Source organism: Brevibacterium limosum, from assembly GCF_011617705.1.
Taxonomy (GTDB): Bacteria; Actinomycetota; Actinomycetes; order Actinomycetales; family Brevibacteriaceae; genus Brevibacterium; species Brevibacterium limosum.
In genome coordinates, this window is record NZ_CP050154.1 from 2,417,103 (window position 1) to 2,438,762 (window position 21,660).

General features: G+C 64.0%; 17 protein-coding genes. 4 read left to right on the forward strand and 13 right to left on the reverse strand.

Annotated elements, in window-relative coordinates:
• Positions 1-45: 45 nt before the first annotated feature.
• The 6 genes from GUY37_RS10860 to GUY37_RS10885 form a co-directional block, all read right to left on the reverse strand.
• On the reverse strand, positions 46-1,368 hold the full coding sequence (locus tag GUY37_RS10860; protein WP_166825435.1) for a PIG-L family deacetylase: 1,323 nt from the start codon (positions 1,366-1,368) through the stop codon (positions 46-48).
• A gap of 52 nt (positions 1,369-1,420) precedes the next feature.
• Positions 1,421-3,331, reverse strand: a complete 1,911-nt coding sequence (typA, locus tag GUY37_RS10865; protein ID WP_166825438.1) for a translational GTPase TypA — start codon at positions 3,329-3,331, stop codon at positions 1,421-1,423.
• Positions 3,332-3,581: 250 nt separating this feature from the next.
• Positions 3,582-5,504, reverse strand: a complete 1,923-nt coding sequence (locus GUY37_RS10870; protein ID WP_166825440.1) for an ABC transporter ATP-binding protein — start codon at positions 5,502-5,504, stop codon at positions 3,582-3,584.
• Entirely contained in the window at positions 5,504-6,535 is a 1,032-nt protein-coding gene (locus tag GUY37_RS10875) for an ABC transporter permease (RefSeq protein WP_152347973.1), read from the reverse strand. Before GUY37_RS10875 ends, GUY37_RS10870 begins: the two co-directional genes overlap by 1 nt.
• Positions 6,532-8,076 (reverse strand): ABC transporter permease, encoded by a 1,545-nt coding sequence (locus tag GUY37_RS10880; protein WP_166825443.1) that lies wholly within the window; start codon positions 8,074-8,076, stop codon positions 6,532-6,534. The genes GUY37_RS10875 and GUY37_RS10880 overlap by 4 nt, the downstream gene beginning before the upstream one ends.
• 104 nt (positions 8,077-8,180) lie before the next feature.
• Entirely contained in the window at positions 8,181-9,989 is a 1,809-nt protein-coding gene (locus GUY37_RS10885; protein WP_166825446.1) for an ABC transporter family substrate-binding protein, read from the reverse strand.
• Between the two features lie 259 nt (positions 9,990-10,248).
• Here GUY37_RS10885 and GUY37_RS10890 point away from each other — a divergent pair, with 259 nt between their 5' ends.
• On the forward strand, positions 10,249-10,833 hold the full coding sequence (locus tag GUY37_RS10890) for a hypothetical protein (protein WP_228278143.1): 585 nt from the start codon (positions 10,249-10,251) through the stop codon (positions 10,831-10,833).
• Between the two features lie 49 nt (positions 10,834-10,882).
• Here GUY37_RS10890 and GUY37_RS10895 read toward each other — a convergent pair whose 3' ends face one another.
• From GUY37_RS10895 to GUY37_RS10915, 5 genes are all read right to left on the reverse strand, one after another.
• Positions 10,883-11,536 carry an MBL fold metallo-hydrolase gene (locus GUY37_RS10895; RefSeq protein WP_166825449.1) on the reverse strand — a complete coding sequence of 218 codons (654 nt, stop codon included), beginning with the start codon at positions 11,534-11,536 and terminating at the stop codon, positions 10,883-10,885.
• A 51-nt stretch (positions 11,537-11,587) separates the two neighbouring features.
• Positions 11,588-12,658, reverse strand: a complete 1,071-nt coding sequence (locus tag GUY37_RS10900; RefSeq protein ID WP_166825452.1) for an NADH:flavin oxidoreductase/NADH oxidase — start codon at positions 12,656-12,658, stop codon at positions 11,588-11,590.
• Between the two features lie 28 nt (positions 12,659-12,686).
• A complete protein-coding gene (locus GUY37_RS10905) occupies positions 12,687-14,342 on the reverse strand; it encodes an SLC13 family permease (protein ID WP_166825455.1) in 1,656 nt (551 codons plus the stop codon).
• Positions 14,343-14,446: 104 nt separating this feature from the next.
• Positions 14,447-15,226: an alpha/beta fold hydrolase gene (locus tag GUY37_RS10910; protein WP_166825458.1), complete on the reverse strand. Its 780-nt coding sequence runs from the start codon at positions 15,224-15,226 to the stop codon at positions 14,447-14,449.
• 96 nt (positions 15,227-15,322) lie between these two features.
• Positions 15,323-15,964 carry a thymidine kinase gene (locus GUY37_RS10915; protein WP_166825461.1) on the reverse strand — a complete coding sequence of 214 codons (642 nt, stop codon included), beginning with the start codon at positions 15,962-15,964 and terminating at the stop codon, positions 15,323-15,325.
• A gap of 157 nt (positions 15,965-16,121) precedes the next feature.
• On the opposite strand from GUY37_RS10915, the gene GUY37_RS10920 reads away from it, so the two are divergent.
• From GUY37_RS10920 to GUY37_RS10930, 3 genes are all read left to right on the forward strand, one after another.
• Positions 16,122-18,350: an NADP-dependent isocitrate dehydrogenase gene (locus tag GUY37_RS10920; protein ID WP_166825464.1), complete on the forward strand. Its 2,229-nt coding sequence runs from the start codon at positions 16,122-16,124 to the stop codon at positions 18,348-18,350.
• A 97-nt stretch (positions 18,351-18,447) separates the two neighbouring features.
• Complete coding sequence (locus tag GUY37_RS10925) at positions 18,448-18,906, forward strand: LapA family protein (protein ID WP_166825467.1); 459 nt, start codon at positions 18,448-18,450, stop codon at positions 18,904-18,906.
• A 3-nt stretch (positions 18,907-18,909) separates the two neighbouring features.
• A complete protein-coding gene (locus GUY37_RS10930; protein WP_166825470.1) occupies positions 18,910-19,554 on the forward strand; it encodes a 4'-phosphopantetheinyl transferase family protein in 645 nt (214 codons plus the stop codon).
• Between the two features lie 198 nt (positions 19,555-19,752).
• Here the strand turns inward: GUY37_RS10930 and GUY37_RS10935 are convergent, their stop codons facing one another.
• Together GUY37_RS10935 and pdxR are read right to left on the reverse strand one after the other, a co-directional pair.
• The gene (locus tag GUY37_RS10935; RefSeq protein WP_152347962.1) at positions 19,753-20,142 is read right to left on the reverse strand and encodes a hypothetical protein; all 390 of its coding nucleotides are present in this window, start codon (positions 20,140-20,142) and stop codon (positions 19,753-19,755) included.
• On the reverse strand, positions 20,139-21,533 hold the full coding sequence (pdxR, locus tag GUY37_RS10940) for a MocR-like pyridoxine biosynthesis transcription factor PdxR (RefSeq protein ID WP_228278144.1): 1,395 nt from the start codon (positions 21,531-21,533) through the stop codon (positions 20,139-20,141). Before pdxR ends, GUY37_RS10935 begins: the two co-directional genes overlap by 4 nt.
• Positions 21,534-21,660 lie beyond the last annotated feature (127 nt).

A 21,660-nucleotide genomic window follows, 5' to 3' on the forward strand; every position in this document is an offset into this window, starting at 1 on the left:
CCCGAGGGTGTCGAGATCGACTGATTCGGTGCGGTTCGCACGAGTCTAGCGAGTGCGATCGTACCCGCGCACGTTGATGAAGGAGAAGACAGCGGCCAGGACCATCGGTCCGAGCAGCCATACAACGGAACGCAGCAGGCCGGTCACGATCATATCGGAGCCGGGCAGCCACTTCGGTTGGCCGAAGGCGAAGGACAGGACGGCGATGATGACGGCTGCGACCAGCATCGGGGCGCTGCTGCGGTACATCGTCTTCAGATGCCACAGTCCCGCCGCTGCCAGGGCCAGGGCCAGTACGAGTCCCCACGGCAGGATGATCGGGGTCCCCCCGAGGCTGATCACCGTGACGTTGAGGTGCTGCATGGTGCCGAGGAATGCGATGAGCAGTCCGAGTACGACGGAGTGGAGGTAGGCGAAGATTCCGGGTTTCCGCGGTTCGCGACGACGTCGCAGAGGCGCAGCGGCTGCCGCGTTCTCCTGAGTTTCCACCGCTGCGATGTCGAGCCCGGTGAGGACGTGCGGAGCCGGTCCCCCGTTGAGGGTTTCGGCTGGGACCGGGGCCCCTGCGCCGATGGAGAAGTATTCGCGGTCGCCGATCTTCTGACCGACGCCGTTCGACAGGGCGAAGAATCCGCCGGACACGCTCACCTGAGTGCGGTGCGCTTCCAAGGCAGCGCGTTTGGCCGGCAGCACCGAAGTGACGTCCTGGTCGATGACGATGTCACCGATCGGGGGCTTGGCCGGGATCGTCTCGGCCGCGGAGAATCCGGCGGCAGCGAAACCGTCTTGGTTCGGGTCGAACGACCTGCGGGCCGCCTCGGTGGGGGTGTCGACGCAGAGGAGCCGACCGGTCCGCCATTCGGCGAGGTCGAAAGCCAGGGTCGTGGCCTCGTGCACCCGCACGTGATCGGGGTGTCCGTATCCGCCGTTGGCGGCATAGGTGATGACCGCATGCGGTTCGAAGGCGTCGATGACGGCGGCGATATGCCGGCCCACGGTCGTGACATCGGCCGCGCACAGCGCATTGTCGGGCATCGTCGACGCGGGGCGGGCGTGTCCGTCCGGCCCCCACTCCATTCCCGAATCCTCGAAGGTCCGGGTGGTCCCGCCGAGGAAGGTGTGCATGTGCACGCCGAGGGCACGCATCGCCTCGGCGATCTCCTGTTCCCGGACCCGGGCGAGACCGGCACGGTCGCCTTCGAGATGCCGCAGCTCGGCGGGGATGACCTCGCCGCCCTCACCGCGGGTGGCGGTGAGCACCATGACCTCGGCACCTTCGGAGACCAATGCGGCGATCGTGCCGCCCGTCGTGATCGTCTCATCGTCGGGATGAGCGTGCACGAGGAGGACGCGTGGCGTAACAGTCATTGGTTCCTGGGTGCTCGAGGTCATTCGGTGCTGCCGGCTCTGGGAATCCGGCTCAGGCGTTCTGGCGGCGCATCTTCGCGTAGAGCTTTGCGCGTTCCTTCTGGTCGAGTTCGACCTTGCGGATGCGGATGGCACCCGGGGTGACCTCGACGCATTCGTCCTCACGGGCGAATTCGAGGCTCTCCTCGAGGGTCAGCTTGCGCGGCGGGGTGAGGTTCTCGAAGCTGTCAGCCGATGCCGAACGCATGTTCGTCAGCTTCTTCTCCTTCGTGATGTTGACGTCCATGTCGTCGGCGCGCGAGTTCTCGCCGACGATCTGGCCCTCGTAGACCTCGGAGGTCGGTTCGACGAAGAAGGTGCCGCGGTCCTGCAGGTTGATCATCGCGTACGGGGTGACGGCTCCGGGGCGGTCGGCAACGAGCGATCCGTTGATGCGGAACTCGATGTTGCCGGCCCATGGACCGTATCCGGCCGAGATCGTGTTCGCGATTCCGGTGCCGCGGGTCTCGGTGAGGAACCGGGTGCGGAAGCCGATGAGACCGCGAGCCGGAACCTTGAACTCCATCCGCACCCAGCCGGTGCCGTGGTTCGTCATGGTCGACATGACGCCCTTGCGTGCGGCGAGCAGCTGGGTCACGGCGCCGAGGTAGTCCTCCGGAACGTCGATCGTGAGCTCTTCGAAGGGCTCATGGAGCTTGCCGTCGACCTGCTTGGTCACGACCTGAGGTTTGCCGACGGTGAGCTCGAAGCCTTCGCGTCGCATCTGCTCGACGAGGATGGCCAGGGCCAGCTCTCCGCGCCCCTGCACCTCCCAGGCGTCGGGACGTTCGGTCGGAACGACCTTGAGGGAGACGTTGCCGACGAGCTCCTGGTCGAGGCGGTCCTTGACCATGCGAGCGGTGACCTTCGTGCCCTTCTCACGGCCTGCCAGCGGCGAGGTGTTGATGCCCACGGTCATCGAGATCGCCGGATCGTCGATGATGATCGCCGGCATCGGCTTCGGGTTGTTGATGTCGGTGAGCGTGTCACCGATCATGATGTCCGGGATGCCGGCCACAGCGACGATGTCACCGGCCGAGGCCTCCGTGGCGGGCACTCGGTCGAGACCCTGGGTCTCGAGCAGTTCGGTGATCTTCACCGAGCTGATCTCGTCACCGCGGGCCCAGGCGACCTGCTGGCCCTTCTTCAGCGTGCCGCCGAAGATGCGCAGCAGTGCCAGACGGCCGAGGAACGGTGAGGCGTCGAGGTTCGTGACATGAGCCTGGAGGATGCCGTCGGAGTTGATCTCCGGTGCCGGGATCGTCTCGAGGATGGTTTTGAACAGCGGCTCGAGGTCGGGGTTGTCCGGGACCGCTCCATCGGCGGGCTGTTCGAGGGAGGCGGCACCTGCCTTCGCGGCGGCGAAGACGACGGGCACGTCCAGGACGGAGTCGACGTCGAGATCGGGCACTTCGTCGGCGAGGTCGGAGGCCAGTCCCAGGAGCAGGTCCTGGGCTTCCTCGACGACTCCGTCGATGCGCGCATCGGCGCGGTCGGTCTTGTTGATCACGAGGATGACGGGCAGCTTCGCGGCCAGCGCCTTGCGCAGGACGAAGCGGGTCTGCGGCAGCGGACCTTCGGAGGCGTCGACGAGGAGGACGACGCCGTCGACCATGGACAGTCCGCGTTCGACCTCTCCGCCGAAGTCGGCGTGGCCGGGAGTGTCGATGACGTTGATGACGATGGGGTCGTCACCGGCCGAGGGGCCGTTGTAGAGGACCGAGGTGTTCTTCGCGAGAATGGTGATGCCCTTCTCGCGTTCGAGGTCGCCTGAATCCATGACGCGTTCGGCGAAGTCGCCGTGTTCGCTGAACACACCGGTCTGCCGGAGCATGGCATCGACCAGAGTGGTCTTGCCGTGGTCGACGTGTGCGACGATTGCTACGTTTCGGCGGTTTTCCCGTCGTGTGATGGCTTCAGTCATCAAGAACCTTTTTGAGATAGAGAGATCGGTCCAGCCCGGACCCAACAGACAATTATACGGCCACTGAGGCATTCGCAACGACAGCCGGGGTGCGCGACGGCGCACAGCGATGGGTGGGGTCAGTCGGTGCGGTGAATGCGAAATGTGGTCACAGCGCCGAGGAGAATCGACCGTTGGGGGCCGATCTGCCTCGGTGCTGTGACCACATTCGACGGCAGGCGAGGCCATCGCCTCCTGCCCAGCGGCGGGCTCAGGCGTTCATCGTGGCCTCGAGGACCGCGTCCCTGGCCTCCCGACGCTTGCGCTGCTCCTTCGGATCCGGAACCGGAACCGCCGACAGCAGCCGCTGTGTGTACGGGTGGACGGGGTTCGACACGACCTGCGAGGACTTTCCGATCTCGACGAGGTAGCCGTGGCGCATCACCGCGATGCGCTCAGCGATGCGTTCGACCACAGCCAGGTCGTGGCTGATGAACAGACACGCGAAGCCGTATTCCTGCTGCAGACCTTCGAACAGGTCGAGGACCTTCGCCTGCACGGACACGTCGAGCGCCGAGGTCGGCTCATCGGCGATGAGCAGCTTCGGTCGCAGAGTCAGTGCACGGGCGATGCCGATGCGCTGACGCTGACCGCCGGAGAGTTCGTGCGGATAGCGGTTGCGCATCGAAGTCGGCAGTTCGACCGCGGTCAGCAGCTCCTCGACCCGCTTGCTCAGCTCCGGCCCCTTCATCGCCTCATGGAGGTAGAGCGGCTCACCGATCGACTCCCCGACCGGCAGTCGCGGGTTGAGCGAGGAACCGGGATCTTGGAACACGATTCCGACTTCCTTGCGCAGCGGTCGCATCTGCTTGTTGCTCAGGCCCTTGATGCTCGTGCCGTTGACGACCATATCGCCTTCGACCGTGGGCAGCAGACCCAGAGCGGCGCGCCCGATCGTGGTCTTGCCCGACCCGGATTCGCCGACCAGACCCACGACTTCGCCGGGGGCGATCATGAGGTTGATGTGGTGAGCGGCGCGGAACGCCTTCTTCCGTCCGATCGCGGGATATTCGATCGCGGCATCACGCAGCTGCAGAGCCGAGGGCTTCGAGAAGTCCGCCTGCGAACCAGGATGGTAGTACGTCTCCGTGGAATCCATCTCGATGTCCCGGCGATCCTGCTCGCTCGCCTGAGCACGCGCCTCGGCCACGGCCATATCGGCAGCTCCGGCCTCGGAGAGACCATCGCCGCCGGTGCCGGTGTCGGGCTGCCCGACCGGGTCCGCAGCGTGCGAGGACTGATCGGAGCTGATATCGCTCAGGGAGGCCTCGACGTCGCCGATGCTGCCGCCGAACACTTCGTCTTCGGTTCCCGCACCGAGGTGGGGCACAGCCTCGAGGAGCTGCTTAGTGTACGGATGCTGCGGGTTGTAGAAGATCCCCTCCGCTGTGCCCGATTCGACCACCTGGCCGGCGCGCATGACGATGATCCGGTCGGCCATGTCAGCCACCACACCCATATCGTGCGTGATGAGGATGATTCCGGCATCGAGCTTCGACTTCAGCTCACGCATGAGCTTCAGGATCTCGGCCTGCACCGTCACGTCGAGGGCCGTGGTCGGTTCGTCGGCGATGAGCAGCTTCGGCTGGCAGGCCAGAGCCTGTGCGATCATGATGCGCTGACGCTGGCCGCCGGAGAGCTGGTGCGGGAACGAATGGAACCGGTCCTCCGGATCGGGGATCTCGACGAGGCGCATGAGCTCGAGCGCTCGTTCCTTGGCCTCGCTGGGACCGATGTCGAGGTGGACGCGCAGCGTCTCCACGATCTGATACCCGGCGGTGTAGACCGGGTTGAGCGCGGTCATCGGCTCCTGGAAGATCACGGAGATGTCGTTGCCGCGCAGGGCCTGCATCTTCTCCGGCGGCATTCCGATGAGCTCACGGCCGTTGAGCTTCGCCGAACCGGCGGCCCGGCCGTTGCTCGGCAGCAGCCCGAGCAGAGACATGCTCGACTGCGACTTGCCGGAACCGGACTCGCCGACGATGGCCAGGACTTCACCGGCGTTGACCGTGTAGTCGAGGTGTTCGGCGGCCATCCACCATTCGTCGCTGACCCAGAATTGGACTCCGAGGTCGTTGACCTCGAGGATCGGGGAACCCTTCTTCGGCTGGGTGTCTGTTTTCTTCTCAGCCATCACTTCGCCCCTTTCTGTGCCATGCGTTCGGCCTTCTTCATCTTCCTCCAGCTCGGGATGGTCTTCATCCGCGGGTCGAACGCATCGCGGAGTCCGTCGCCGATGAAGTTCACGCACAGAGCGATGACGATGATGAACAGACCGGGCCACCAGAACAGCCACGGACGCGTGGCAAAGGAGGTCTGGTATTCGCTGATGAGCTGGCCCAGCGAGATGCCGGGCGGCTTGATGCCGAAGCCGAGGTAGCTCAGCGAGGCTTCGAGCACGATCGCCTGGCTCATGATCAGCGTCGTGTTGACGATGATGACTCCCATGGCGTTGGGCAGCATGTGCTTGAACATGATCCGGAAGTCGCTCGCACCGGCCACGCGGGCCGAATCAACGAATTCGCGTTCGCGCAGAGACATGAAGTCACCGCGGACGAGTCGTGCGAGGCCGACCCAGAGGATACAGCCCAGTGCCACACCGAGCAGCGGTCCGTTCGCGCCGCCGACGAGGACGCCGAGGATCGAACCCACGACGATGACCGGCAGGATGACGAAACCGTCGGTGATGCGCATGAGGACCGAATCGACCCAACCGCGGTAGTATCCGGCGACTGCGCCGACGATCGTGCCGATGATCAGGCAGACGATGCCGATGATGAACATGACGACGAGCGAGATCTGCGTCCCCTTCATCACTCGGGCGAAGTTGTCACGACCGATCTCGTCCTGTCCGAAGGGGTGGTCACCCGGCGAGAAGAAGTTCGAGAACGACCAGGTCGGTGCTCCCCCGGGGTTCACCACGGGTCCCGAAGCGGTGTGGCTGAACTTCCACCAGCCGGGAATGCCCGCGAAACCCTGTGCGCTGAAGGCGAAGATCGCCACAAGCACGAGGACGACGATGCTGATCATCGCACCCTTGTGGCGGAGGAACTTGCGCAGGACGATCTTGCCCTGCGACAGGCCTTCGGTTTCCTTCGACTCGATCGCATTGTCCCCGACTTCGTCGAGAGCGAGAGCGTTCTGATTGTCGTTGTTGGTACTCATGCGTTCACTCGGATTCTCGGGTCGAGGACGGCGTAGAGGAAGTCCGCGACCAGGTTGGCGATGATGGCGAGCAGACCCGTGATCAGGATGTAGGCCATGACCGGGTCGAGCTCTGACTGTCGCATCGAGTCGATGAAGAGCTTGCCCATGCCGTTCCAGCCGAAGATCGTCTCCGTGATGACGGCGCCGCCGATCATCGTGATGATGTCGACGGGGATGACCGAGGCCAACGGCAGCAGCGCATTGCGCAGAGCGTGGCGCATGATCACCGTGCGCTCGTTGAGGCCCTTGGCTCGTGCAGTGCGGATGTAGTCCTGTCCCATGACCTCGAGCATCGAACCGCGTGTGTAGCGGGTGTAGGAGGCGAAGGAGATGAGGACCAGCGCGATCGACGGCAGCAGCAGGTGGGTGAATGAGTCGAGGTTCGTGATCCAGAAGTCTCCGTCGATGTTCGGTGCCGATGCGCCGATCGTCGCGATCGGGCGGTTGTTAATCGCCGGATCGTCCGAATACTCCTGCCAGCCCTGCAGCACGCGGTCGGCGAAGATGAGCACGGCCACGATGATGGCGGTGAAGCTCGTCGTCCGTGCGGTGTCCCAGGGGTCGGGGCCCCGGAACGCCAGGCCGACGCCGACGGCGATCGCGATAGTCACGATGAGGAGGCCGAACATCCACAGCCAGTTCATTCCGACGTAGTAGAAGAGGTTCATCAGGGGCCAGTAGAGCAGCGCGCCGATGACGACTGTGGTCAGCGAGGCATAGAGCACGCGACGGTTCTTCAGCCCCGTCGACAGATACGTCATGACGATGGCCGCGCCGGCGCCGATGACGACGACGCCGAGGAGGCCGATCGTCGGGTGCTGCATCCAGCCGCTGGCGAGGATGTAGTAGATGGTGCCGAAGGTGATGAGTGCGGCAGCTGCGAAGGTGATGGCTCGCCGTTTGGCGCTGCCGCCGAGCGCACCCATCCAGAACAGCCCCATGGCGACACAGCCGATGATGATCGGCCACCAGGATTCCAGGGTCGGATCGTTGATGAAGTTGTTGATGTCGATCGCGCCGTACTGCTTGAGCAGCACCGCAACCCAGAAGACGGGCAGCGAGTAGAGGAGGAACGAGACGAAGGTGATGAAGTAGTCGAAGCCCGAGTACTGGCGGATGGCCGAGATCATGCCGACGGCGATGCCGAGGATGATGGCCACGATCGTCGAGGCGGTGATGAGCTTGATCGTGTTGACGATAGCGCCCTGCAGCTGGTCGGTGACCTCTTGGCCGGACTTCCAGGCTATGCCGAAGTCACATTGGCCGATGGCGCAGCCGCCGACGCCTGCCAGCCACTTGAAGTAGCGGACGACTGCGGGGGTATCGAGGTCGAGGAGCCTTCGACGCGATTCGTAGAGGGCCTCGATGTTCGGTGAGGTGCTCGCACGCAGGTCCCAGAAGAAGTCCAGGGCGACGTTGAGGAGCAGGTAGAGGACGAAGGTGACGACGAGCAGCACGAGCGCTGTCGACAGCAATCGTCGGAGGATGAATCTGATCATGATGGGGGTTCCGTTTCAATCTTCCGAAAACGCCGCTGTGGGGACCACACAGTGATCCCCACAGAAGGCTTGGGTGGAGAAGAACCGATCGCGTCAGCCGCGGATCAGTTGACTTCCCACTCCCAGTAGTTCCAAAAAATTGTCGGCGAAACAGTAGTCGACTTGGCATTCTTCAGCTTGTCCCGGTAAATGACGAGCTCTGGATGCTGGAACAGCGGTGCGCCGAAAGCGTCCTCGGTCAGCTGCTTTTCCAACTCGGTGGACAGCTTCGCGTGCTCGGATTCGGGAGCTCCGACGATCTTGTCGAGAATTTTGTCCGTCTTCTTGTTCGAGTAGCCGCCGTAGTTGTTCTGAGCTCCGGTGCGGTAGTTCGCATCGGAATCAGTGATACCGGTCGACTCCGATTGCCAGCCGAACAACGAGACGTCGTAGGTACCGTCGCCGAGGCGGGTGCCCCAGTTGACATCGCCGACGTCCTTGATTTTGAAGCCGGCTTTCTCGGCTGATTCCTTGATCAGCTGGAACTCCTGCTGACGACGCGAGTTCGTGTTGTCGTACATGACGCGAACCGTCGGGCTGGAGACTCCGGCCTCCTTGAGCAGCTTCTTCGCACCGTCGACATCGACTTCCTTGAGGTCTTCCATACCGTTGCCCTTGACGATCTCGTCGTACATTGGGGAGCCGGGAACCTGATTGAAGGAGTCACGAGTGACGGCCTTGTCGTTGAGGGGCTTAATAATCTTGTCGACGATGTCCTGACGAGGGACGGTCTTGAGGAAGGCCTGACGAACCTTCTTCGCCTTGTCCTCGTCCCCGCCGTTGGCGGCCGGGTCGAAGGGTCCCTTGTTATCGAAAGTGAAGTCGACATGCTCATAGGTCGCACCATCGGCAGAATCGACGTTGACGCCGTCGATGTCTTCCGCGGCAGAGAGCACGTCCGCGGTCGCCTGCGGCTGGGTGAAGTCGACCTCGCCGTTCTCGATCGCCTGGACCATTGCCATCGGATCTCCGTTGTAACGGACGGTCACGGTGTTGACCTTCGGCTTGGTCGGGCCGGTGTACTTGTCATCGAGTTCGAGGGTGACGTACTGGCCCTCTTCGAACTTCGTCATCTTGTACGGGCCGTTATGGACGAGCAGGTCCTCGTCCTCCGGCATCGAGGTGAAGTCGAACCCCGTGTTCCAGGTGTTCGAGATCTTCGAGAGCTTCTCGGTGTCCTTGTCCTTGATGGCCTTGAGGATCGCTTCCTTGCCCTTCTCCGGGTCGTCGATCCCGAGAGCCTTCTTCGCAACAATATGGGAGGGAACGCCCACTCCGTTGGGCCCGATGCCGGCGAATCCGGTCTGCCAATCTGCGAACGGCTTGGAGAACTCGAAAGTGGCTTCCTTACCGTCGTCAGAGATCTCGGGGAAGTCCTTGACGAGTTTAGGGCCGATAGACGCCGAGTCGAAATAGACCGTCTTCGCGTCGTTCTCCTTCACCGATCCGTCGTCTTTGTTGTTCGATTCGACGGTGTTGAAGTTCGACGACGTGGCCGCCCAGGTCAGAGCGAGGTCCGCTGCGTCGACAGGGGTGCCGTCCGACCACTTGGCATCGTCGTTGAAGGTGTACTTGATCTTCAACGGGTCGTCTGAAACCTTCTCGAGCTTGCCAAGCGCGCCGTCCTGGACCTCGAGGTTGTCGTCGTAGTAGCCGAAGTTGTCATTCATCATGTAGGTGAGAATGGCGTTCGACACAGCGTTGCCGTTGGCAGTCTGTGTGTTCATCGATCGGAACGATTCGTTCCAACCGATGTTCAGCTGGGAGTTCTTCGACGATTCACTGTCGTCGCCTCCGCCAGGGGGTGTGCAGGCGGTGAGCACCATTGCAGCGGCAGCCACAGAGGCACCGGCCGCGAGGAAGCGCTTGTTCACGTTCTCTCCTTGTTGTTCTAGGGCGAGTCACCCTCGTTCTTGCACCCCGAAACCGGAGTGCATTCCGGTCACGTGCAGCGGATCGGCAGAGACCGAAGCGCATGTGACCGCGTTCATGTTTTTCACATGGAATGCATCAAAGTTAATTCACCGGAGACTGTGACCGAGTCCACATAATGAGCAAAATTCCGAATCGTTACCGTTTCGAAACCAAGGGAACGGACAAGTTTTGCCCAGTCTCAATGGATAGGATGAACAGGTGGCTGACAGTGAGATAGATCGCAATGAGACCGAGCCCACCGTCGTGCGGACGACGAGCTCGACGGCTCTGTTCTTCATCGTCGGAGGGCTCTGTGCCTTCGGTGTGCTCTCGATCGTGTTCGGCGATTTCACGCTGCGCGGACTCGCCGCAGCAGGCATTCCGCTGGCTGTCGGCACCTTGGTCTTCGTCTTCTACCGATATCCCCGTGTCGAGCTGCACCGACGGCAGATCGTCTTGGTCAATCCCCTGCAGACCGTGACGATCCCGTGGAACCTCGTCGACGGCTTCGAGACCCACTTCGGTCTCAGTGTGCGCACTCATGCGAAGAAGTTCGCCTCATGGCCGCTGGCCGGCAAGGGCAAGAAGTGGGAGAAGGACGAGCACGGCATCCGCCGGCTCGTCGAGAATCCGAACCCGGCGGTCGATACCGTGCTCGAACGCTATTCGGCTCTCAGCGACGAAGAGCTGGCCAATCCAGGCGGGCAGCGCATCGTCGAGACGAGATGGAACATCGGCATCATCGCCGTGGGGCTCCTCGCCATCGCGTGGGCGCTCATCGGCTTCGCCGCACTGCCGAGCTGAGGAGCTCGCTGAAAGCTCGACTTCGCCCAGCGCCGGGGCAGGGCCGCGGTCACCAGCCGCGTTCGCGCCACTCCCCCAGTTTCGGGCGCTCGTCACCCAGAGTCGTCGAATCCCCGTGCCCGGGCAGCACGAGAGTCTCGTCCGGAAGCTCACCGAAGACCCGATCCTCGAGGTCGTCCATGAGAGATGTGAAGTCCTCGGCCGACCAGGTCTTGCCCGGCCCACCCGGGAACAGCGAATCGCCGGAGAACAGGATGGTCTTGCCCCCGTCGCGCAGAAGCAGCGCTGTCGAGCCGGGAGTGTGTCCGCGCAGCTCGATGGCTTGGAGGACGAATCCGCCGAAGTCCCCGACGTCGAGGTGATCGACGGAATGCGCGATCTCGACGCCTTCCGCCTCGGTGATGGCGGCCGCGTCTGCGGCTCCGGCGATGGTCATCGCCTCCGGATAGTTCGCCGAGGTGGCCGGCAGCGCCCGGATATGATCCCAGTGCCGGTGGGTGGTGATGATCGCCCGCAGCGTCGGTTCGGCTTCGGTGTCCTGGGCACCTGAGCCGATGAGCTCGGCGATCGCCTCGGCGTCATCGGCGGCGTCGATGAGCACCTGAGAGCCGGTCTCCCTGCCCGTGAGCAGGTAGACGTTGTTCGCCATCTCGGAGACCGCGATAGAGCGGATGACGACATGCTCGGTTTCGATCGTGTTCATTTCCAAACTCCTCAATCTGTACTGACTCTGCTCAATCTGTTCGAGACCGGGTCACCAGGCGCCGCGCGTGTACTGCGGTGGGTAGGGTCCGGGTTCGACGCCGAGCACATGGGCGGCACGCTGTGGCCATGAGGGTTCGCGCAGAGCGGCTCGGGCCATGAAGATCGCATCGGCCTGCCCCGTGCTGAGGATGGTCTCGGCCTGCTTCGGATCGGTGATGAGTCCGACGGCGCCGGTCGGCACGCCCTCGGCGCGGATCGCGGCGGCCATCGACACCTGGTATCCGGGACCGATGGGGATCCGCACCGGATAGTTGCCGCCCGAGGAGACGTCGATGAGGTCGACTCCGGCTTCGGACAGCGCACGACCGACCTCGGCGGCTTCGGCGATGTCGAATCCGCCGTCGGTCCATTCGCTGGCCGAGATGCGCACGAACACCGGCAAATCCTCGCTGACCTCGGCGCGCACGGCCGCATAGACCTCATGGAGCAGTCGGGACCGGCCGGCGAGATCGCCGCCGTATTCGTCGCTGCGCTGGTTCGACAGCGGTGACAGGAAGGAATGGAGCAGATAGCCGTGGGCCGAGTGGAGTTCGACGAGGTCGAACCCGGCGTCGATCGCACGGCGGGCAGCAGCTGCGAAGGCGGCGACCACCTCGGCGATATCGTCTTTCGTCATCTCCACGGGCTCGGCCAGCTGCGGATAGGCGATGGAGCTGGCGCCGAGTGTCGGCCATCCGCCCTCGGACTCGGGGACGCTGCCCTTCGGTTCACCGGTGAAAGGACGATAGGTGCTGGCCTTGCGGCCGGCATGGGCGAGCTGAATGCCGATGATGCTGCCCTGGGAGTGGACGAAGTCGACGACGGCCGACCATGACTCTGCCTGGTCGTCGTTCCAGATTCCGGCGTCCTGTGGTGAGATTCGACCTTCGGGGACGACGGCGGAGGCTTCGGTGAGGATGAGCCCGAATCCGCCCTGCGCCCGGGCACCGAGGTGCACGAGATGCCAGGGGCCGGGCATTCCGTCTTCGGCTTCGCAGGAATACTGGCACATCGGTGCCAGCCAGATGCGATTGGGGATCTCGGTTCCGCGCAGTGTCAGCGGTTCGAACAGCTCAGTCATGACATCAGTCTGCCAGTTCCGCTCGACCTCACACAGCGATCCCGAATACCGGAACGGCGAGCAGATACACCGTGGCGGTGACGAGCACGATGCCGATGACGTTGAGCCACAGCCCGCCCTTGACCATCTGAGCCACGGTGACATAACCGGAACCGAAGGCGACCGCGTTCGGCGGGGTGGCGACCGGCAGCATGAACGCGCAGGTCGCGGCCAAGGCGACGGGAATCGTCAGCAGCAGGGGGTCGAGGTCGAGGCCCATCGCCACTCCCCCGACGACGGGAACGAACGTCGCCGCTGTCGCGGTGTTCGAGGTCAGCTCTGTGAGGAAGAGGATGATGGCCGCGAAGATCGCCACGACGAGCACTGTGGGCAGAACCCCGAGACCGCTGGTGGTCTTGCCGATCCATTCGGTCAGTCCCGAGTCCGAGAACTGTGCGGACAGAGCGAGTCCGCCGCCGAAGAGCAGGAGGACCCCCCAAGGCAGCTTCTCCGCCGTCTCCCAGTCGAGGAGCCGAACTCCCCGGTTTGCTCCACCCGGGATGAGGAAGAGGAGGAGACCCACGGCCATGGCGATGCCTTCGTCGCTGATCGGCGGTTCCTCGAAGATCAGCGGCAGAGAGATCCAGCTGACGGCGGCGAGGACGAACATCGCGAGCACGAGCTTCTCACCGGTGGACATAGGACCGAGTTTGGCCAGTTCATCGCGGATGAGCTCACGTCCGCCGGGGATCCTGTCGATCTCCGGTTTGAACAGCACCTTGACCAGCAGGAACCAGGCGATGGCCATCATCACCACCGACAACGGCACGCCGACGATCATCCACTGACCGAAGCCGATGGAGATGTCGTAGCTGTCTTTGAGGAAGCCGATGAGGAAGAGGTTGGGAGGAGTGCCGATGATGGTGCCCAGCGACCCGATCGACGCGGAGTAGGCGATGCCGAGCATGAGCGCGGTGCCGAAATTCGATTTCACAACCGCGCCGATGCCGGTGTCATCGCCGCCGTCGCTCGGGCTGTCGGCAGCACCGTCGCCGTCGGTCGGCCTGTCGGCAGCACCGCCGGCGTCTTCGGTTCCGGCCCCGTCCGGATCCGCAGCTTCGTTGAGGGCCGTGCCCACGACCTTCGACACGATCATGAGCACCGACATGCCGATCGGCAGCATCATCACTGCGGTCGCCGTGTTCGACACCCACATCGAGATGAATCCGGTGGCGATCATGAAGCCGGCGATCATCGGTCCGGGCCGGTCGCCCATGATGCTCAGAGTCACAAGTGCGATGCGACGGTGCAGATTCCACCGCTGCATCGCCAGGGCGATGAGGAAGCCGCCGAGGAAGAGGAAGATGATCGGGTTCCCGTAGGAGGCCCCGACGGTCTCCATCTCGACGTCGGTGCCAAGCACGGGAAATGCCACAAGCGGGACGAGGGACGTCGCAGCGATCGGCAGCGCTTCCGTCATCCACCAGGCCGCCATGAGCACAGCGACCGCGGCAGTCAGTTTGGCGGCATGCCCGACGTCGGCGGGCATGATCGCGTAGATCAGGGTGGAGAAGATTAGGCCGAGCAGGAACCCGGTCCACCGGATTCTCAGCGTGGTGCGGCTGACGCCGGGTTCTCGTTCCCCCGGAGAGCGCAGATCGATCTCGGTGGATGTGAACTCAGTGGAATTCCGGCGCGGGGACATTCTCACTCCTCATCGAGCAGGTTTGTCTGTGCTTTCGCCCAGCCTACTCCAGAAGTGGTCTCCCGAGGGTGGGAACCGGCCCCTGCGCGTGGGTCCGACGGTTGCTACAGCTGGCCGCAGAACTCCAGGATGTGGTCGACGACGATCTCGGGGTGTTCGACCATCAGCAGGTGTGCGGAGTCCGGGATCGTGACGAAGTGCGCGCCCTCGATCTGCTGGGCCATCTCCGTCATCGCCTCCGGAGTGCAGCCGGGGTCCTGGGCGCCGGCCATGACCAGCGTCGGGGTGCTGATCGAACCGAGCTTCCCGCTCACGTCGTAGGTCTTCAGCGCCGAGGCGGCCGCGATATAGGCCTCATCCTCGATCAGGGCGAGGTCGGTCAGGATGAGGTGGCCGGTGGCGATGTCCTCGCCGAGGAATCCGGCGGCGAACCACCGATCGGCGGTGTCATCGACGACGCTCCGGGTGCCGTCGGCGCGGATTTCGGCGATGCGTTCGTCCCAGGACTCCGGGGTGCCGAACTTCTCGGCTGTCGCGCAGGCGACGAGGCCGGTCAGCACGTCGGGATGATTGAGCGCCAGGGTCAGGCCGACGGCGCCCGAGATCGAGACTCCGCAGTACGCGAAGGACTCCACCCCGAGCTCGGCGAGGGACTCGACGAGGCCGGAGGCCAGCTGTTCGATCGTCAGCGGTGCGGACGCCTCGGCGAGGGATTCACCGGTGGAGACGGTGTGTCCGGGAAGGTCGGTGAGGTAGACCTGATAGTCGTCGGCCAAGCGTGCGGCCACGGACGTCCATAAGGGCATCCGGGTGCCCAGAGCGTTGCCGAAGACGAGGACGGGAGAACCGGGATTGTCATTGAAGGCACGGACGGCGATGCGCATTGAGGCTCCTTGAGAACTTGAGGTGCGACGGAGATTCGACTGGATGCGACGGGAGTCGACGAGCTGGATTCGACGGGGAAGCTGTGTCCGGATCGGTCAGGAGTCTGTCGTTGAAAGCCTACCGCCGGAGAACTCGAGATAACAGCTCGGGCACAGTGATTCGTAGGTCACGGAATTGCCGTCGATGGCGACCTGATCGCCGGCGAAGATGAACTGTCCGTCGACGAGGCGGCCGTTGAACATGGCCTTGCGACCGCAGCGGCAGATCGTCTTGAGCTCTTCGAGGGTGTGCGCGATCTCGAGCAGCCGGGCCGATCCGGGGAATGCCTTCGTCTGGAAGTCCGTGCGGATTCCGTAGCACATCACCGGCACCGAGGTTGCGGTGGCGATGCGCATGAGCGAATCCACTTGGACGGGGCTGAGGAACTGCGCTTCGTCGATGAGCAGGCACGCGACCGGGACCTTCGGGGCGTCGATGGACTCGATGAGGGCATCGTGGTCGACATAGTCCGCATGTTCGGCGTAGATCGTCTCGACGTCGCCGTCGGCGGGGATGACGAAGTCGACCTCGCGGGTGACTCCCAACCGGGACACGATCAGCGATGCGCCCTTGGTGTCGATGAGGGGTTTGGCCAGCAGAACCCGCTGACCGCGCTCCTCATAGTTGAAGGCCGCCTGCAGCAGAGCGGTCGACTTGCCGGAATTCATCGCTCCGTACCGGAAGTAGAGTTTGGCCACTGTCGTCCTCTTTCTGTTGTCCGTGCCGACACAGAAGACTACCGGGTGCGAACGACAGGTGTGAGCACCGTCATCGGCCTGAACCGACTGCTGAAATGGCCCAGAAGGTAGGATGGAGGGCGATAAACCCCAAGAAGATGCGGAGTGGTCCTTAACTATGGCTAAAATCATTTACACGCGCACGGATGAAGCGCCGCTTCTGGCGACGTATTCGCTCAAACCCATCATCGAAGCCTTCGCCACGTCGGCCGGTGTCGAGGTTGAGACTCGAGACATCTCTCTCGCCGCACGCGTGCTGGCCCAGTTCAGCGATCGCCTGCCCGAAGACCAGCAGGTCGGCGACGCCCTGGCCGAGCTGGGCGCACTCGCCCAGACTCCTGATGCCAACATCATCAAGCTGCCCAACATCTCCGCTTCCGTCCCGCAGCTGAAGGCGACGATCGCCGAGCTCCAGTCCCAGGGCTACGATCTGCCCGACTACCCGGAAGAGCCCTCCACCGATGAGGAGAAGGACGTCCGGGCCCGCTATGACAAGGTCAAGGGTTCGGCCGTCAACCCGGTGCTGCGTGAGGGCAACTCCGACCGTCGCGCTCCGCAGGCGGTGAAGAACTTCGCCAAGGCCCACCCTCATTCGATGGGCGAATGGACCCAGGACTCGAAGACCCGCGTCGCCACCATGGGCTCGGGCGATTTCCGCGACAACGAGAAGTCCGTGATCATCGACGCCGATGACACCCTGACCATCCGCCTGCGCACCGCAGCCGGCGAGACGACCGTGCTCAAGGAGTCCCTGCCCGTCCTCGCCGGCGAGATCGTCGATTCGACGAAGATGAACGCCGCCGCCCTCGACGAGTTCGTCAAGGATCAGATCGCCGCGGCCAAGGCCGACGGCGTCCTCTTCTCCGTCCATCTCAAGGCCACGATGATGAAGGTCTCCGACCCCATCCTCTTCGGCAAGGTCATCGAGGCCTTCTTCCCCGACGTCTTCGCCGAATACGGTGACGTCCTCGCCGAGGCGGGACTGACCTCCGACAACGGGCTGGCCGCCATCCTCGCCGGACTCGACACCCTGCCCGCCGATGCGGCCGCCGGGATCAAGGCCGGAATCGAGAAGGGCCTGGCCGAGGGGCCCGACCTGGCCATGGTCAACTCACACAAGGGCATCACGAACCTCCACGTGCCCTCCGACGTCATCGTCGACGCCTCCATGCCCGCGATGATCCGCGTCGGCGGCAAGATGTGGAACAAGGACGACCAGACCCAGGACACCCTGGCCGTCATCCCCGATTCCTCCTACGCCGGCGTCTACCAGACCGTCATCGAGGACTGCCAGGCCAAGGGCGCCTTCGACCCGCGGACCATGGGCACCGTGCCCAACGTCGGACTCATGGCGCAGAAGGCCGAAGAGTACGGCAGCCACGACAAGACCTTCGAGATCCCGGAAGCCGGAACCGTCGAGGTCGTCGACTCCGCAGGCGATGTGCTCATGAGCCACGACGTCGCCGCCGGTGACATCTGGCGTGCCTGCCAGACCAAGGACATCCCCGTCCGCGACTGGGTCAAGCTCGCTGTCACCCGCGCCCGCCTGTCGGAGACCCCGGCCGTGTTCTGGCTCGATGAGACCCGCGCCCACGACCGCAACATCAAGGCGAAGGTCGAGGAGTACCTCAAGAACCACGATACCGAGGGCCTGGACATCCGCATCATGAACCCGGTCGAGGCCACTCAGTTCTCCATCGACCGCATCCGTGAGGGCAAGGACACCATCTCGGTGACCGGCAACGTGCTCCGTGACTACAACACGGACCTGTTCCCGATCCTCGAGCTCGGCACCTCGGCGAAGATGCTCTCCGTGGTTCCGCTCATCGCAGGCGGCGGACTGTTCGAGACAGGTGCCGGCGGCTCGGCTCCGAAGCACGTCCAGCAGCTCATCGAAGAGAACCACCTGCGGTGGGACTCCCTCGGAGAGTTCCTCGCCCTGGCCGAGTCCTTCCGCCACGAATTCAACGTCCACGGAAACGAGCGGGCCGGTGTGCTGGCCGACACCCTCGATGCCGCAACGGGCAGATTCCTCGAAGAGAACAAGTCGCCGTCGCGCAAGGTCGGCGAGATCGACAACCGCGGCAGCCACTTCTACCTCACCACCTACTGGGCACAGCAGCTGGCCGAGCAGACCTCCGACGAGGCACTGGCCGAGGCCATCGCTCCCGTGGCGAAGGCGCTGGCCGAGAAGGAGGACGCCATCGTGGCCGAGCTCCTCGAGGTCCAGGGCAGCCCGGTCGACCTGGGTGGCTACTACTACCCGAACGACGCGAAGACCGAAGCCGCCATGCGGCCTTCGGCCACGCTCAACGAGATCATCTCCTCGCTGAGCAAGACTGTCTGATCGACTGATCGACACCATCTGAGAAAGAGTCCCGGCAGACCCTGCCGGGACTCTTTCTCTACCCTCATGCGCCCCATCAGCGGTTATGATGGGGCGCATGAGTACTCAAGACCCGCGTGGCGATTCGCAGACGCCCGAAGAGCTCCTGGCCGAAACCGATTCAGTGCTCGGCAGCGATACTCCCGCGACGGGCGAGACCGCCGCTGCGGACAAGACCCGGGAGATATCCCCCCAAGGAACTCATGAGCAGACTCAGCCTCCGGCAGGACACACCGGTGAGCTGCCGTCGACGAAGACCGGTTCCGGAATGTCGGCGGGCATGTGGGTCTCCCTCATCCTCGGCGCCGTCATCGTCGTCCTCCTGCTCATCTTCATTCTGCAGAACAATGTCCCGGCCGAGTTCAAGTACTTCGGCTGGCAGTTCGAACTGCCCCTGGGCGTGGCGATGCTCTTCGCTGCGATCGGCGGCATCCTCATCGCCGGAATCATCGGTTCGGTGCGGATCTTCGTTCTGGGACGCAAGCTGAAGAAGATCAACAAGGCCCTGGGCCGCTGATCGATGGCGCACCACCCCAGCTTCACCGAACTGCCCACCGAACTGCCTGTCACTCTCATCCTCGCCGATACCTCGGCTGAGGCGGCGTGGGCGCGCGACGACGATTCCGCGCTCACCGAGCAGGAACACAATTATGCTGAGGAATTCGACGCCGAGGCGGCTCTCACCTGGTCGGCCGGTCGTGTCGTCCTTCGCCATGTGCTCGGAGCGCATCTCGACCAGGATCCCGCTGCGATCGAGATCCGCCTCGATTCGGCAGGCAAACCACGCCACGACGAGTGCGAGTTCTCGGTGTCCCGGTCTCGTCGCCTCGTCCTCGTCGCCGTCGCCGATGATCCGGTCGGCCTCGACATCGAAGCGGTCCCCGAACGAGATGTCGCCCTCGAGGCGATGCAGCTGCTCCACGAACGAGAGCGGGCCGAGCTCGAAGTGCTTCCCGACGGCGACTTCGCAACCGGATTCGTGCGCGTATGGGCACGCACCGAAGCCTTCCTCAAGGCATTGAGCACCGGCCTGGCCCGCGATCCCGGTCTCGACTACATCGGCGCCGGGCCGCTCCCGAACTCACCGCATCCGGATGTCGACATCCACGATCTCGAGGCCGGCATTCCGGACGGTCATATCGCCGCGATCGCGTTCAATCGCTGACTGTCCCTCTGCAGAGTTCCCGCCGGTCAAGCGCTGCCACGCCTGTCCGCCCGAAGCGCACCGATCCGGCAGGAATTCGCGCCGATCAAGTCCTACAGCGGATATGTGCCCGTAGACGACCACAAATGTGCGCGGGCGCTTGATCGGCCGAAAGGGTGGCGCGGGAACGCTTGATCCTCGGAGGGTGTGCGGGCGCGGTCAGGGGTTCTGAGAGTCTTCTTCGCTGAAGGAGGGGCCGTTCTCGCCGGTCGTGAAGATCACGGCGATGCCCAGAGAGCCCACGCCCACCAAGCCGAAGAGTATCCAGGCACCGGCGGGGTTGCTCGCGGCGGCGAGGATGAGCCCGATGACGACGGCGACGACGATGAGCGCGTCGAAGACCATCGGGTACTTCAGATAGCCTTTCTCGCCCTTGCTCACGCCATAGGAGATCTGAGTGGCGGCGCTGAGGAAGAGCAGCACCAGAGCGGTGATGACCAGCCAGCGTGGGGCGAGGAAGAAGTCCTCGAGCCCGCCGACGACGATGAAGCCGGCGACGGCCAGCAGCAGCTTGATGATGCCGTCGACTGCGAATCCGGAATTCCTCATGACCGCATCCTACTCAACAGGGTCTTCACTTCTCCCAAGGCGTCCTGCAGCACAGGGGCCTCGACGTTCGAATGAGCGATGACCAGACCGTGCCTGGCCTCGTTCCCGCCGGTCCAGCCGCGGGCCAATGAGCCGACGAGGATGCCGCGGTCGGCCAGCTGCCGCAGCAGGCTCTCGGCCTGCTCCTGAGTCGTTTCGATGACGAGAGTGCGTCCGTCATGGACCAGACCGGGGATCGGACCGATCTCGGCCACGACCTCCTCGGCGGCCCGCAGTCGACGTCGACCACGGGAGATGCGACGACGCAGCCCACCGGAGGCGAGGTAGGAGGCGATGGCCATCTGCAGAATCGGTGAGAACGCGGGGCCGAGCGCCGTGCGCATGCTCATCAGCCTCTCCGAGGTCTCCCCGCGGGCGATGACGTACCCGGTCGATACGGCCGAGGTCAGCAGAGTGGAGAAGGTGCCGATATGGACGACCCGGGCTGCGCTGCCGGTCGATGATGCGAGGTCGAAGAGTGTCGGGAGCACGGTGCGGGTGAAGCGGGCCTCACTGTCGTAGTCGTCTTCGACGAGGAGGACATCGCCTCGAGCCGCCCAGTCCAACAGCCGGGCACGCTGGTCGACCGGCATCGGCGTTCCGTGTGGAAACTGATGATTCGGGGTCACCACGGCGGCGCCCACTTCGGTCGGAGCCGACGAAGAGGAGGCGGTGTCCAGGGGAACGAGATGCTGGTCGGTCATTGCCTGCCGCAGGCCCGGGAACCCGGGATTCTCCACGGCGATGGAGCCGGAGATGCCGGTGCTCAGCAGCAGCCGCAGTCCGTCGCGAGATCCGCTGGTGAGGATGATCTCATCGGGGTCGACCGCCATACCACGCGCCAGTCGCAGATAGTCGGCGATCGCCCAGCGGGCACGGGGTTGGCCCAAGGGATCGATCGGGCCCGGGTCGAGGTCGAGGGATTCCCTCCAGGCCCGGCGGAAGGCCGGTTCGCGCAGAGGGTCGTCACCGCCGAATCCCGGGCGCAGGTCGACGTAGTTGCGCAGGCGCCGCCTCGGCGAATCGGGAATCCGGCGCCGCGGATGCGGTGTTCGCGACGCTCCGGGCAGGTCGGGGTTGATCCGTGTGGCCGAGCGTTCGGCGGCGATGAGGAATCCCTCGACGGCGAGCTGCGCGTAGGCGGTCTCCACACTGCCGCGGGAGATCCCGAGGTGCTTGGCCAGCCGACGACTCGAGGGCACCGCATCTCCGGGACGCAGAGTCCCCTCCGAGATCAGACGGCGCAGCTCCTGAGTGAGCTGATCGGGCAGGGGAGTCGGCAGACCCTTGTCGACGTTCATCGGCAGTGCGATGCCCTCGGCCTGCATGCGATCCTGTGACGTCGAATCCATCAGTCGATCATAATGCGACCACAACTATCTGGCCTAAAATACCTGCACATTTCTGGCTCTCTGGTTGAGCCACCGTTCGGTTTAGGCTGGTCGGGAACGGCCGTTCACCCCGAAGAACCACGATCCT

Coding starts and splice junctions, on each gene's coding strand:
- GUY37_RS10880 (WP_166825443.1), bottom strand. CDS start 8,076: ATGATCAGATTCATCCTCCGACGATTGCTGTCGACAGCGCTCGTGCTG.
- GUY37_RS10925 (WP_166825467.1), top strand. CDS start 18,448: ATGAGTACTCAAGACCCGCGTGGCGATTCGCAGACGCCCGAAGAGCTC.
- GUY37_RS10895 (WP_166825449.1), bottom strand. CDS start 11,536: ATGAACACGATCGAAACCGAGCATGTCGTCATCCGCTCTATCGCGGTC.
- GUY37_RS10910 (WP_166825458.1), bottom strand. CDS start 15,226: ATGCGCATCGCCGTCCGTGCCTTCAATGACAATCCCGGTTCTCCCGTC.
- pdxR (WP_228278144.1), bottom strand. CDS start 21,533: ATGGATTCGACGTCACAGGATCGCATGCAGGCCGAGGGCATCGCACTG.
- GUY37_RS10900 (WP_166825452.1), bottom strand. CDS start 12,658: ATGACTGAGCTGTTCGAACCGCTGACACTGCGCGGAACCGAGATCCCC.
- GUY37_RS10875 (WP_152347973.1), bottom strand. CDS start 6,535: ATGAGTACCAACAACGACAATCAGAACGCTCTCGCTCTCGACGAAGTC.
- GUY37_RS10860 (WP_166825435.1), bottom strand. CDS start 1,368: ATGACTGTTACGCCACGCGTCCTCCTCGTGCACGCTCATCCCGACGAT.
- typA (WP_166825438.1), bottom strand. CDS start 3,331: ATGACTGAAGCCATCACACGACGGGAAAACCGCCGAAACGTAGCAATC.
- GUY37_RS10870 (WP_166825440.1), bottom strand. CDS start 5,504: ATGGCTGAGAAGAAAACAGACACCCAGCCGAAGAAGGGTTCCCCGATC.
- GUY37_RS10930 (WP_166825470.1), top strand. CDS start 18,910: ATGGCGCACCACCCCAGCTTCACCGAACTGCCCACCGAACTGCCTGTC.
- GUY37_RS10935 (WP_152347962.1), bottom strand. CDS start 20,142: ATGAGGAATTCCGGATTCGCAGTCGACGGCATCATCAAGCTGCTGCTG.
- GUY37_RS10905 (WP_166825455.1), bottom strand. CDS start 14,342: ATGTCCCCGCGCCGGAATTCCACTGAGTTCACATCCACCGAGATCGAT.
- GUY37_RS10920 (WP_166825464.1), top strand. CDS start 16,122: ATGGCTAAAATCATTTACACGCGCACGGATGAAGCGCCGCTTCTGGCG.